The organism is Rhodococcus sp. BP22 (genome assembly GCF_014281965.1).
GTDB lineage: Bacteria > Actinomycetota > Actinomycetes > Mycobacteriales > Mycobacteriaceae > Rhodococcoides.
This window is the reverse complement of the sequence record NZ_JACFTB010000002.1, coordinates 270,758-283,954: the sequence shown is the minus strand read 5'-3', so window position 1 is coordinate 283,954 and position 13,197 is coordinate 270,758. Positions and strand designations below refer to the sequence as shown.

12 protein-coding genes and 1 pseudogene are annotated in these 13,197 nt (G+C 61.7%); 4 read left to right on the top strand and 9 right to left on the bottom strand.

The window, feature by feature from the left end; genetic code table 11:
• Window positions 1–281: 281 nt before the first annotated feature.
• The 7 genes and pseudogenes from H2510_RS05870 to H2510_RS05835 form a co-directional block, all read right to left on the bottom strand.
• Window positions 282–2,324 carry a PhoX family phosphatase gene (locus tag H2510_RS05870; RefSeq protein WP_186627396.1) on the bottom strand — a complete coding sequence of 681 codons (2,043 nt, stop codon included), beginning with the start codon at window positions 2,322–2,324 and terminating at the stop codon, window positions 282–284.
• Between the two features lie 82 nt (window positions 2,325–2,406).
• Complete coding sequence (locus H2510_RS05865) at window positions 2,407–3,132, bottom strand: amino acid ABC transporter ATP-binding protein (protein WP_084345842.1); 726 nt, start codon at window positions 3,130–3,132, stop codon at window positions 2,407–2,409.
• 3 nt (window positions 3,133–3,135) lie between these two features.
• Window positions 3,136–4,837: pseudogene (locus tag H2510_RS20735) on the bottom strand (ABC transporter substrate-binding protein/permease).
• A 126-nt stretch (window positions 4,838–4,963) separates the two neighbouring features.
• Window positions 4,964–5,728, bottom strand: coding sequence for an LLM class F420-dependent oxidoreductase (locus tag H2510_RS05850; RefSeq protein WP_186627394.1), 765 nt, complete (start codon window positions 5,726–5,728; stop codon window positions 4,964–4,966).
• Between the two features lie 36 nt (window positions 5,729–5,764).
• A complete protein-coding gene (locus H2510_RS05845; protein WP_186627393.1) occupies window positions 5,765–6,277 on the bottom strand; it encodes a TIGR04338 family metallohydrolase in 513 nt (170 codons plus the stop codon).
• Window positions 6,278–6,288: 11 nt separating this feature from the next.
• On the bottom strand, window positions 6,289–6,618 hold the full coding sequence (locus H2510_RS05840) for a TfoX/Sxy family protein (RefSeq protein WP_186627392.1): 330 nt from the start codon (window positions 6,616–6,618) through the stop codon (window positions 6,289–6,291).
• Window positions 6,619–6,751: 133 nt separating this feature from the next.
• Window positions 6,752–7,570, bottom strand: coding sequence for a DUF2786 domain-containing protein (locus H2510_RS05835; RefSeq protein WP_186627391.1), 819 nt, complete (start codon window positions 7,568–7,570; stop codon window positions 6,752–6,754).
• Between the two features lie 236 nt (window positions 7,571–7,806).
• On the opposite strand from H2510_RS05835, the gene H2510_RS05830 reads away from it, so the two are divergent.
• From H2510_RS05830 to H2510_RS05815, 4 genes are read left to right on the top strand one after another with little or no spacing between them, the layout of a single operon-like run.
• Window positions 7,807–9,078 (top strand): ABC transporter substrate-binding protein, encoded by a 1,272-nt coding sequence (locus H2510_RS05830; RefSeq protein WP_084345838.1) that lies wholly within the window; start codon window positions 7,807–7,809, stop codon window positions 9,076–9,078.
• Between the two features lie 48 nt (window positions 9,079–9,126).
• The gene (locus tag H2510_RS05825; RefSeq protein WP_186627390.1) at window positions 9,127–10,176 is read left to right on the top strand and encodes a carbohydrate ABC transporter permease; all 1,050 of its coding nucleotides are present in this window, start codon (window positions 9,127–9,129) and stop codon (window positions 10,174–10,176) included.
• Window positions 10,177–10,187: 11 nt separating this feature from the next.
• The gene (locus tag H2510_RS05820) at window positions 10,188–11,009 is read left to right on the top strand and encodes a carbohydrate ABC transporter permease (RefSeq protein WP_084345837.1); all 822 of its coding nucleotides are present in this window, start codon (window positions 10,188–10,190) and stop codon (window positions 11,007–11,009) included.
• Entirely contained in the window at window positions 11,006–11,188 is a 183-nt protein-coding gene (locus H2510_RS05815; protein WP_186627681.1) for a hypothetical protein, read from the top strand. The genes H2510_RS05820 and H2510_RS05815 overlap by 4 nt, the downstream gene beginning before the upstream one ends.
• Before the next feature lie 122 nt (window positions 11,189–11,310).
• Here the strand turns inward: H2510_RS05815 and H2510_RS05810 are convergent, their stop codons facing one another.
• Together H2510_RS05810 and H2510_RS05805 are read right to left on the bottom strand one after the other, a co-directional pair.
• Complete coding sequence (locus H2510_RS05810) at window positions 11,311–12,393, bottom strand: inositol-3-phosphate synthase (protein WP_186627389.1); 1,083 nt, start codon at window positions 12,391–12,393, stop codon at window positions 11,311–11,313.
• Window positions 12,386–12,973, bottom strand: a complete 588-nt coding sequence (locus H2510_RS05805; RefSeq protein ID WP_186627388.1) for a PadR family transcriptional regulator — start codon at window positions 12,971–12,973, stop codon at window positions 12,386–12,388. Before H2510_RS05805 ends, H2510_RS05810 begins: the two co-directional genes overlap by 8 nt.
• Window positions 12,974–13,197 lie beyond the last annotated feature (224 nt).

Sequence of the window (13,197 nt, the reverse complement as noted above, 5' to 3'; positions counted from 1 at the left end):
GCTCTCTCAGTCGGGAGCATCGGTACCGGAATGAAACGCTGAGTCATCGCAAACTGGACGTTGCCCGATACGCCATTTGCATTATGTGGTGAAACCCAACTGCCGGTCTGTCCTACCGAGGTTTACACAACCGTTACCAAGGGTCAACCGGAAATGGGAACACGCCGCTGCCCCTCGAGAGAAGTCACAGGACGCGTCGACGGTTTAAATGACGACTACTAGCGAGGAAGGCCCGCATAGCTGCCATCCAGCAGCTATGCGGGCCTCAGGGGCACCGGCGACTAGGACTTCCAGACCGCAACCATGGACGGACGCGGCTGAGAATCGCCGCCATCGGGCCAGTGCGACATCGGGTTGTCGGCAGAAGCCTCGTCGAACTCACCTGGATGCTGGACTGCGACGACGACGCGCTCGTCGGAGATGATCGGACCGCACGTCTCGCCCCCGGCAGGGACAGTCAGGAACTGACGCGTCTCTCCTCGTCGTTCGCCGTCGAGAACCACCGCGAACAAGCCGTCGTTCGACTCCAGAGCGTTGCCGTCCGTGGAGATCCACAGGTTGCCCTTGGAGTCGAAAGCCAGGTTGTCCGGGCACGAGATGGGACTGACCTGAGTTTTGTCGAAGCCGCCGAAATAGGTGTCGGCCTCGTTCGGATCACCCGCGACGATGAGGAGGTTCCACACGAACGTGGTGCCCGCATGGTCGTCGTCGATCTCGAGGATCTGGCCGTTCTTGTTCTTCGCGCGTGGGTTGGCCTCGTCGGGGGCTGCTTTCCCATCGGTGCCGCGCTTGGTGTTGTTGGTCAGGGCTACATAGACCTTCCCGGTCACCGGGTTCGGCTCGAAATCCTCGGGCCGGTCCATCTTCGTCGCACCCACCTTGTCACCGGCCTGACGGGTGAACACCGCCACCTCTTCGGCGGACATCCCGTCGACCAGCGATTCGCCACGGCCGTCGTCGCCGGTACGAAGGAGCGGAATCCACTCGCCCTTCCCGGCGAACTTACCGGCCTTCGGCAGCGTGCCGGTGCCGTCGATCTCGTCGGGGGCGTCGCCGGTGAGTACAGCGACATGCAACGTGCCCGCATCGAGAATCGTCAGATTGTGACGCATCGCTGCTTGACCGTTGCCGGGCATCATCTTTCGGCTGGAGACGAACTTGTACATGTAGTCGAACCGCTCGTCGTCACCGCTGTATGCGACGACGGTGCCGTCATCGGTGACGTAGATGGTTGCGGCCTCGTGCTTGAACCGACCCAGTGCCGTGTGCTTGATCGGAACCCCGGTCGGATCCCACGGGTCGACCTCGACGACATAGCCGAACCGGTTGGCCTCATTGGGTTCCTGGGCCAAATCGAACCGCTTGTCGAAACGCTCCCACTTGCGATCACTGGCCGCGCCCTCGATGCCATAGCGGGCGAGTCGCTCTGCGGCAACAGGATCGGTGACGGATTCGGCATTGCCGAAGTACTGGTTGATGTTCTCTTCACCGGACAGCACGGTGCCCCAGGGGGTGAGGCCCCCGGAACAGTTGTTGAACGTTCCGAAGACCTTGGTGCCGGTCGGATCGACGCTCGTCCTGAGAAAGTCACTGCCCGCTGCGGGGCCGGTCAGGAGAAACTCCGTCGTGCCGGTGATGCGACGGTTGTACTTGCCGAGCCCCGGCGTCAGTGCGCCGGAACCGGACCGACCCGTCACCTGGACCACGGAAAGTCCATGTGCGGCAAGGGCGATATCGAACTGTTCACGTGTCGGGTTCTCCGCGTCGTATCCCTTGAAGAGGAACGGCTCGGTCGTGTACTCGTGATTGACCACGAGAAGGTAGGCATTCGGTGTGCCCTCGATCGGCAACAGTCCGGCGAAATCATTGTTGTAGCCGAACTGCATGTTCTGCGCGGCGGCGGTTTGATTGTCGAAATCGAACGCGGGGGCACCCTCGAGGACCGGATCACCCCATCGAATGATGACCCCCTGCTCGTAGCCCTGAGGAACCACGACGGCATCTTCGGTGTTGGGCTCGACGGCGATGAAGTCGACGCCGTCGACCGGTGGTGTGCTCATCTCGCCGCTCGAACCCGTCGGGCCTGCCTCGTCCGTGCTGCACGCAGCAAGGACGCTTCCGGCACCGACCGCCACCACGGCCATCGCTCCTCCGCGCAGGACGCCGCGGCGCGTCATCGCAGTTTTGACGATGTCGCCGAAGTACTGGCCCTTCGAGGTGTTCGGGATCTCGTGGAAGCAGGCGTCACCGCACTTGTACTTGCACGTCAAGGAAGAGCGCGCGGAGCTGCCGTCATGGGCCGAAAGGATCGGAAGAAGCTTCATGCCGCGAACGGTGACAGGTCGAAACGAAAGCGGGGAAACGCCGAGGTGAACGGTAGGCGATATCGAAGTGCCGCGCAGTTCCCTACAGGACCTGCGAGAGAAACTGCTTCAGCCGATCGGTATGCGGGTCGTCGAAAAGTTGTTCCGGGGTACCGGTTTCGATGGCACTACCGTGATCCATGAACAACACCTTGTTCGACACCGAACGCGCGAAACCCATTTCGTGCGTGACGACGACCATCGTCATACCGCCGGAGGCGAGGTCGGCCATCAGTGCGAGCACACCCTTGACAAGCTCGGGGTCCAGAGCCGATGTCGCCTCGTCGAAGAACATCACCTCGGGTTTCATGGCGAGTGCCCGAGCGATGGCGACGCGTTGCTGCTGGCCGCCGGAGAGGTTGCCCGGGCGCGAATCTGCTTTGTTCGACAGACCGACGAGCTCGAGTTGCTCCATCGCCGCAGCGCGTGCCTCGTCCTTCGACTGACCTTTGAGCTTGCGGAGGCCGAGCGAGACATTGTCCGCGACCGTCTTGTGTGGGAACAGGTTGAACTGTTGGAACACCATGCCGATGCGCTGGCGCAACTCGTCCGGGTTGTCCTTCAACACCGATTTTCCGTCGAGCAGAACGTCGCCCTGGTCGGGTTCATGGAGGCGGTTGAGCGCACGGAGCAACGTCGACTTGCCTGATCCCGAAGGCCCGATCACGGTGGTGGTGCGGCCCGCATCGACGTGAATGTTCACGCCCCTGAGCACCTTGTTGGCACCGAAAGCGAGATGAATGTCGGTGCCGGTCAATGAGACAGCCATTACTTACCTCTCCACCACGATTGATACTTCCAAGGGATCGAGCGTGCCCGAAGTATCGGCCTTACCGGAGCGCATGCGCTTGTCGATGAAGTTGACGAGGTGCGTCAGCGGGATGGTCAGGATCAGATAGAACACGCCCGCCGCCAGCAGCGGTGAGAGGTTACCGGTCTGTGCGGCGGTGTCCTGTCCGACTCGAAACAACTCGCGTTGCGAGGCCAGCAAACCGAGGAAATAGATCAGCGAGCTGTCTTTGATCAGCGAGATGAACTGATTGACCGTGGCAGGCAGTACGCGTCGGATGCCCTGAGGCATCACGACCAGGGCCATCGAACGGCGGTAGCTGAAGCCCAGTGCGCGTGAGGCTTCCATCTGACCCGGATCGACACTTTGAATGCCGGAACGGAAGATTTCACCGAAGTATGCGGCCGACATCAGCGCCAATGCCGCGATGCCAAGCGGGAAAGGGTTTCGGCTGCCGGTCAATTGGGTCAGCGTCGGACCAAAACCGAGGCCGATGAGAAGAATGACGACCGCCGCTGGAAGTCCGCGAAAGATATCTGTGTACATCCGCGCCGGCCATCGGAGCCAGCGGGAGCGGGAGATGCCCGCTACCGCCAACCCGATCCCGATCACCGTGCCGATCACCCCGGACGAAGCAGCGAGAATCAGGGTGTTCGGCAATCCGACGGTGATCAGCTTGGGAACGGTGTCCCAGATGAGGTCCCAATCGAAGAACGTGTCGTACAGATTCGACAGTGTGCTCATATCAGCTTGCAGGCAGGACGGAAGCCTTGCTGCCCGGCTTCCAGTCGGCGGGAACCTGGCGCTCGGGGTACCACTCGTTCTCGAGGGTGTTCCACGTCCCATCGGCGACGACGGCGTCGAGACCGGAGTTGAGAGCGTCGATCAACGGCTGATTGTCCTTGTTCACCGCGTATGCCGTGAAGTTGGTGGTGTTGATCGTCTTCTCGAGGATTGCGACGCCGTCCTCGGCCTTGACCTGGCCGGAAGCCTGCTGCGACGGCGCGACCCATGCGTCGATCTGGCCGGACTTCACATTCGCGTACGCGGTGTTGTAATCCGGGAAACGTACGGGCTCGATACCGAGGGTGTTGGTGACGTAATCGTCCTGGACAGTGCCCTGAACCACGCCGATGCGCTGCTCGGTGTCCAGATCGGCGATGGTCTTGATCGCGTAGTCGTTCTTGGCGACGAGCGCCATCTCACCGAAGTCGTAACCGTTGGTGAACCCGACGGTCTGGCGACGCGCATCGGTGGTGGAGATCGACGAGGAACCAGCGTCGTAGACCTTGTTGTTCACCGCGGCGAGCAAGCTGGAGAACTCGGTGGCCGAGAACTCGACGGTCAGGTTCAGCTTGGCGGCGACGGCGCGGAGCAGCTCGTTGTCGAAGCCGGTGAACTTGCCCGACGGGTCGATGAAAATGTTCGGCGGAGCGTCGGACAAGGTGCCGACGTACAGCTTGCCGGGCTCGATCAGACCGATGTTCGAGGTATCGATCTGATCGAGCGGGGTGACATCGTCCGTCGTGTACTTGTCGAGGGAAGTCTGGTCAGAGCCGGCAAGGGCGTTCTCGCCCGTTCCGCCCGAGCTGTTGTCACTCGAACATGCGACGGCCCCGAGCGTGAGTGCGAGCGTGGCAGCTACTGCGGCCAGGGCGCGGCCGCGTAAACGTCGACTGGTCAAGAGTGAACTCCTCGGTGCGAAACAAGTGAAATGACGTCCGAGGCTATCGCGAAGCCGTGAGCACTCGGAAATCAGATTGCCGCCAAGCTCAACCAGTACTCACCGCAGTCCATTCCCGACCGGTCTTCACCGCTGGCTGTTGCGCCACCCGATGGCGTCGTTCAGCTCCTTCATGTCGTACTCCGGACCGCCGATTCCGACGGTGAACAAGGTGGCTCCGGCGTCGAGAAACTCCGGCGCTTTGTCGGCCCCGGGCCACGGCACCGACTTCGTGATCACCGAGGTATCGCGTCCGACGGTGACTCCGTGCTCGGCGAGAATCCCGGACTTGCGCTTCAGCTCTTCGAGGTCGGCGAAGCTGTGCCAGATGTGCGCATACTCGGCGACCATCTTGAGCGTCTTCTTCTCCCCGCCCCCACCGATGAGGATGGGAATCTCACGTGTCGGTGCGGGATTGCCGACAGCCAGGCGATTGCTGATGCGAGCGAGGTTTTCGCTCAACAACTTCAGGCGCGAACCCGCTGTGCCGAAGTCGTAGCCGAAGTTGTCGTAATCCTTCTGGTTCCAGCCGGCACCGATGCCGAGGATCAACCGGCCACCACTGATGTGGTCGACGGTGCGGGCCATATCGGCGAGAAGATCCGGGTTGCGGTAACCACCGCCGGTGACCAGGGCCCCGATCTCTACGTTGGACGTCTGCTCCGCCCAAGCGCCCAGCATCGTCCAACATTCGAAGTGGGCACCGTCGAGGTCGCCGTACAGCGGATAGAAGTGATCCCAGTTGAAGACGATATCGACGCCGGCGTCCTCCGCGCGCAGAACCGCGTCACGAATGATCTGGTAGTCGGGTGCGTGCTGGGGCTGGAGCTGAACGCCGATTTTGATAGTCATGATTTCCATGATGCGCTTCCTCGTAGCGCATCCGCATCAACCGATCTTCACACCGTTCTCGGCCATGGTGGCGCGCAGTACGAAACCAGCTTCCTGACCGATGATTTCCCCGACCAACGTGACGAATCGATCGACGAACTCCCCGCCGTGAGACGCAGCATCGAGTTCAGCAGGTTCGAAGTGGTGCGCGAGCTCGTGCAGGACGACCAGTTCGCGCAGCGCCCACGCGTCGTTGTTGCGGTGTAGCGGCACCGCGATGGTGTGGGTATCCCGCTCGTAGTGCGAAGCGCCGGTGCCCGAACGTTCACGGACCTGTACTACCGATCCGGCATGCGGCCAGGTTTCACGAACCCAGTTCAACGCCAAGACCGCGTCGACGTAGCTCTGCACCGACTCGAGCGACGCGAACTTCCGTTCGATCGGCAGCGTGATGGTCGAACCGAACATCTCGACGGTGCGTAGTCCGCGCTCGTCTGCACGATCGAACATGACGCGAACCATGGCTTCGGCGTCGTAGACCTTCGATCGTTGGGAGTCCCTGTTGTTCACCCGGCGTGAGCTCACGGCCTGTGGTCCAGTGCCCTGTTCTCCAACGCAACCGCGACCCAGAACTGCAAGTCGGCGCCCCGGGTTTCCTCTGGCGAGACGGTGATCCACCCGGCGCTCATCTTCCGGCCACGCATGTCGGCACGTTGGGCTCCTGGCCTACCGATCAGGTCATCGGTGCGCGACGGGTCGCATCTGACCAGTAGATCGCCATCAACTGTGGCGCCGATAGCGATCTTTCCGTCGACCAGGAACTGCAGGCCGCCGAACATCTTCTTTTCGACGACCGATACCGAGGCAAGCGCTGAGCGAATCCGTTCCGCGAGCTGTTCGTCGTAGGACATCGGCGTCAATCTTCCGGTGGTAGGAGAGCGGCCACATTCAGTGTTGCAGGCTGTTCCATCGAGTGGGGCCCGATCGCGCGAACGCCGTCGGCGACTACCCACACGGTGCATTTGCCGTCGACGAGCTGGCCCATCACCTTCCGAGCTGCGTTGAACCGCGCCCCAGCTCGGGCTCACCGCCCAGGCGCGCAGCGCGTCCTGCCCGGTCGCCTGCGGCGCGTGCACCACGGGAGTATCCGGCATTGGCGGACTGGCTCTGCCACGATCCTCGCGCCTTCGACGTCGAGGTATAGAAGTCCTTCAGTTCGATTGCTTTGTTACGCAACACCACTGCGGTTCCGGCGCCGCGGCTCTCCTCTTCGATTGCCTTTGTCTCGGCCTCCTGCTTGACGCTCTCGAGCCGCTTTCCGATGCGCTCGGCAAAAGCCGTCTGGAAGTTGATCCTGGCGGTGACGCCGGCAACGACGACAACTTCTTGGCGTTTGTACTTTTTCCGACCGATGGTTTCCGTGACAGTGCGTACGGCCGTTTCGTTCCGGTAGGCACCTGACTTGATGTACGCGTCCGAGGCTCGGACCATCTGGATCAGCAGGCTCGAATACAGCGCCTCGCAGGTGTCGATGTCGGAGTCGAAGCCGTACGCGAACACCTGAGTCGACGATCGCGAGATGTCGCACTTGACGTCGTTCGCGAAGGCGATGACGAGGAACAACTTCACGAACGTGCGAAGCCCCTTCTTGCCGGCCTCGCCGATCCTGATGACGCGTTGGGCCGGTGCCACCTGCTTCTCGCGGGAAGCGTTGTGCGAACGCGCAACGGCAAGGTCGATCGACGTCGCCGTTGCCAACCGCTGGGCGGCCTCCATAAAGGCCTCGGCCTCGTGGGGGTTGTCGGTGGACTCGGCTTGGCGCAGCAGTCCGCCGATGCGGGTCAACATCTTGTCCGAACTCACCGGTAGGACGCTACAACGCCCCACCGACAACTCGGTTGACCGATTCAGGAGGGACGAAATCACGCCCATCGGGTGAGTTGTGTGCCAGAGTGCGTATCGACATGTGCGTCGGGGGCAGCACACTCGGTGTCTCACTGTGGTCGACCTCACCGTGGGTCGATCACACCGTGGGTCGATAACGCCGAGACCGTCCCTGCGCATACCAACCTGTACGAAGTTAGTGGAGAGACAAACTAATGGCGTCTTTGATCTCGAAGGTGGCGGTGCTGGCGACAGCCGCAACGCTGCTGACGCTGACCGCGTGTTCCAGTGACAGCGGTTCCAGCGATTCTGCGTCGGAAAACACCGACGGCCGCGGCCCCATCACCTACGTCGAAGGCAAGGACACCACCGAAACCGGTGTCGTCAAGCAGATCATCGACGAGTGGAACTCGACTCACCCGGACGAGCAGGTCACGTTCAAGGAGCAGTCCAACGACGCCGACCAGGCCCACGACGACCTGGTCCAGCATCTTCAGGCTGAGCAGAGCGACTACGACGTGATGGCGCTCGACGTCATCTGGACCGCAGAGTTTGCAGCCAAGGGATGGCTCGTTCCGCTCGAAGGTGAGTTCGCGCTCGACAATGCGGGCATCCTGCCGTCGACCGTCAAGAGCGCCACCTACAACGGCACGCAGTATGCCGCTCCGAAGAACACCAATGGCGGTCTGCTGTTCTACCGCAGCGACCTGCTGCCGAAGGCGCCCACCACGTGGGCCGAGCTGACCAACGACTGTGCGGTCGCCAAGACCAACAACATCGACTGCTACGCAGGTCAGTTCGCGTCGTACGAGGGTCTTACGGTCAACACGTCGGAGATCATCAACGCATACGGCGGATCGTTCGTCGGCGAAGACGGCAAGACTCCCACCGTCGACAGCCCGGAAGCCAAGGCGGGTCTGCAGGCTCTCGTCACCGCTTTCGAGACCGGAGTCATCCCGGCGCAGGACACCACGTTCAAGGAGCCCGAGAGTCAGCAGGCATTCGAGGACGGGAAGGCCCTGTTCCTGCGTAACTGGCCGTACGTCTACGGCACCGCAGCCAAGGAAGGCTCCGCCGTTGCAGGCAAGTACGCCGTAGCACCGCTGCCCGGCGCAACCGGCGTCGGAACCTCGACGCTCGGCGGCTACAACGCTGCCATCAGCGAATTCTCCGAGAACAAGGCAACTTCCGCCGACTTCTTGCGATTCCTTCAGGGTGAGCAGGCTCAGCGCATCATCGCCGAGGGTGCACTTCCGCCCGTGCTCAGCTCGCTCTACGACGACCCGGCCCTCATCGCCGAGATGCCGTACCTGCCGGCGCTGAAGCTGTCGATCGAGAACGCTGTTCCTCGTCCCGTCAGCCCGTTCTACCCGGCCGTCTCGAAGGCCGTGCAGGACAACACGTTTGCAGCAATCAAGGGTGAGAAGTCGGTCGACCAGGCCATCACGGACATGCAGGCCGGCATCGAGTCCGCCGGTTCCAACTAGCTCGTCCGTTCACCGCCGTTCTTTCGAAGCATTACAGGAGAACACACGATGGCTGTACCTACTGGTCAAGCCAGTGGGGCTGTAGACACGACCGCGGCCGGGGGAGAATCCCCCGGCCGCGGTCGGCATACAAGCACCGAGAAGAAAGCAAAGTTCGGGCTCTCCAGTGGGCGAGCGTGGCTACTGATAGCACCGACGCTGATCATCCTGGCCATAGTCATCGCGTACCCCGTCGTACGTGCGGTCATCATGTCCTTTCAGAAGGACGCGGGCCTGGACCCGGCGACCGGCATGTTCGTCAAGGGAGGCAGTGCAGGGTTCTCCAACTACACGCATTGGATTCTGCAGCAGTGCACTTCCGCGTCGGGGACGCTTGTTCCGTGCCCGCCCGGCACGCTCGGCTCCCAGTTCTGGGGAGCGGTAGGCAACACCGCCTTCTTCACGGTGGTGACGGTATCCATCGAGGTCGTCATCGGCTTCGGGATGGCTGTCATCATGGGTAAGACTTTCGCCGGACGCGCACTGCTGCGCGCCGCGATCCTGATTCCGTGGGCTATCCCGACGGCTGTGACAGCGAAGCTCTGGTACTTCATCTTCGCCTACGACGGTATCGCCAACAAGCTTCTCGGCACCAACATTCTGTGGACCGGTGATGCCTGGCCCGCACGTTTCGCGGTCATCATCGCCGACGTATGGAAGACGACGCCGTTCATGGCGCTGCTCATTCTTGCCGGGTTGCAGATGATTCCGGCCGACGTCTACGAAGCTGCCCGAGTGGACGGTGCGTCGGCGTGGCAGCGGCTGACGAAGATCACGTTGCCGCTGGTGAAACCGGCCCTGATGGTGGCGATCCTGTTCCGCACGATGGATGCGCTCAGAATGTACGACCTGCCTGCCATTCTCACCGAAGGCAACCCGGCTACCCGCACCATTTCCATTCTGGTGGTGGAGCAGATCCGGCAGGGATTCAACAGTGCCGCGTCGCTCTCGACCATCTCGTTCATCATGATCTTCATGGTCGCGTTCATTCTGGTGAAGTTCCTCGGAGCCAATGCGGTTGCCACGCAGGAGAATCAGCGTAAGGGTGTGGTCCGATGAAGAGTACTGCGATGAAAACCGCTCGCATCTATCTCGGCGTGGCGATCATCCTGATCTGGGGCCTGGCACCGTTCTACTGGATGGTGGTGACCGCGCTACGAGATCCGCGCTACACCTTCGATACGACGCCGTGGCCGACGCATGTGACGATGGAGAACTTCTCCAACGCGTTGTCGACGAGCAACGGCAACAACTTCATTCGAGCAGTGATCAACAGTCTGATCATCGGCGGTGCAACCACTCTCGTTGCGCTTGTCATCGGCATTTTTTCCGCGTATGCGCTCTCGCGGATCGACTTTCGGTTCAAGTACATCGTCGTCGGTATCGTGCTCGGCGCCTCGATGTTCCCGGTTGTGGCATTGGTGACGCCGCTGTTTCAATTCTTCACCGACATCGGGTGGATCGGTACCTACCAGGCGATGATCATCCCGAACATTTCGTTCGTGTTGCCGCTGACCATTTACACCCTGGCCGCGTTCTTCGCCGAATTGCCTTGGGAGCTCGAAGAAGCCGCCCGTATCGACGGCGCAGGACGCTTTCAGGCGTTCCGGCTGGTCATGTTGCCTCTCGCAGCACCGGCATTGTTCACCACTGCCATCCTGGCCTTCATCGCGGCAGTCAACGAATATCTTTTGGCAAGTCAGCTCTCCAGCGACAAGACCGAACCAGTGACGGTGGCCATTGCTCGGTTCTCCGGCAACGACCCGCATGTGGTTCCGTACGCGGCGATCATGGCGGCAGGCACCATCGTCGCGATCCCGCTGGTGATCATGGTGCTGCTGTTCCAACGTCGCATCATCTCCGGCCTGACTGCAGGCGGAGTCAAGTCGTGACAGCGGGCGATCATCTCCAAATGCTGGCGGGCATTCTGGGGTTCTTCGCGCTGATGGCGTTCGTGGCTGCAGTAGCAGGCATCGTCGGTGGCGATCCGAGCGTATGGGCGTCGGTCGTCCTACTCGGACTGCTTGTCGCCCTTGCCTTCGTCATCCGCAAGCTGAAGGTCCCACGCTAGGATCTTCGCTCCTGCCCGAGGTTCGTGGGCGGTGAAATCTTCCACTACACAGCATTCTGCCCGGGTGCGCATGGTCGTCAGTTGAGACCGACCATGCGCACCCGGGCAGGAAGTGAAGCTGATTACGCGTCGATGATGAACGCTTCGAGCTGCGTGCGCGCGATGTCGTCGGCAAGCTGCTTGGGCGGGCTCTTCATCAGGTAAGCAGACGCCGGGATGACCGGTCCGCCGATGCCACGATCGAGGGCGATCTTCGCTGCGCGAACCGCATCGATGATGACGCCGGCCGAGTTGGGCGAGTCCCATACCTCGAGCTTGTATTCCAGGCTCAGTGGCACGTCGCCGAAGGCGCGGCCTTCGAGGCGAACGTAGGCCCACTTGCGGTCGTCGAGCCAGCCGACGTGATCCGAAGGTCCGATGTGAACGTCCTTGGCGTTGAACTCCTTCTGGAGGTTCGACGTTACGGCCTGGGTCTTGGAGATCTTCTTCGACTCGAGGCGGGTGCGCTCGAGCATGTTGAGGAAGTCCATGTTGCCGCCGACGTTGAGCTGCATGGTCCGGTCGAGCTGGACGCCGCGATCTTCGAACAGCTTTGCCATGACGCGGTGCGTGATGGTGGCGCCGACCTGGCTCTTGATGTCGTCGCCGACGATGGGGACGCCCGCGTCTTCGAACTTCTTGGCCCAGACGGGGTCGCTGGCGATGAAGACGGGGAGAGCGTTGACGAATGCGACGCCTGCGTCGATCGATGCCTGCGCGTAGAACTTGTCGGCTTCTTCGGATCCGACGGGAAGGTAGGAGACGAGGACGTCGACCTTCGCGTCGCGGAGGGCCTGGGCAACGTCGACTGCTTCGGCGTCGGCCTCGGTGATGGTCTCGCGGTAGTACTTGCCGAGTCCGTCGAGGGTCGGTCCGCGCAGTACCTGAACGTTCTTCGGCGGCACGTCGGCGATCTTGATCGTGTTGTTCTCGCTGGAGAAGATCGCGTCGGAGAGATCGAAGCCGACCTTCTTGGCGTCTACGTCGAACGCAGCGACGAACTCGACGTCGCGGACGTGGTACTTGCCGAACTTGACGTGCATGAGGCCGGGAACGGTGGTGTTCTCGTCGGCATTCCTGTAGTACTCCACGCCCTGGACCAGGGATGAGGCGCAGTTGCCCACACCCACAATGGCCACGCGGATGGCGTTGCTGTTCTCACCCATGGTCGGGTTCTCCTTCTGTCTTGGAAACATTGTTCGGATTCGTGGTGGAGGTGGCGGACGGGCCCGCCTGCTCGGCTGCGATTACTTCGTTGAGCCACCGCACTTCGCGATCGCTCGATTCGAGGCCGAGTTGGTGAAGCTGACTGGTGTACCGGTCGAGCGTCCCGTTGGCTCGCCCCACGGCGTCGCGGAGTCCTTCACGGCGCTCCTCGACCTGACGTCGCCTGCCTTCGAGGATGCGCACCCGGGCTTCTGCCGGTGTGCGACTGAAGAAGGCGAGGTGAACGCCGAATCCGTCGTCGGTGTAGTTCTGTGGTCCGGTGTCGGCAACCAACTCTGCAAAGCGCTTCTTACCTTGCGGAGTGAGCTCGTACACACGCCGTGCCCGACGTTTCACGAGGGTGTCCGGCCCCGCATCCTCGGCAATCAACCCGTCCGCCTGCAGGCGGCGTAAGGCTGGATACAACGAGCCGTACGAGAAGGCTCGAAATGCACCGAGGAGTCCGGTCAGACGCTTGCGGAGTTCGTATCCGTGCATCGGTGCTTCGAGGAGCAAACCGAGGATTGCGAGTTCGAGCATGCGACCCTCCTCCTCTGATGTCTGTACCGCAATTTGCTGATGCGATTCCCAAGCATATACACAGAATGTATCGAGCCGATATATGCGTCGACATATCCGTGCCGCTGGTTCGCCGAAATGCAGCTCGAAGGTCGCCCGCGAGACCTGTGCGCATCGCCACAGGTAAACGCTTCGGCACAGGTGAAGCCTCGTGGGCGGAGTCAATTTCAGCGAGAGATTGCTCG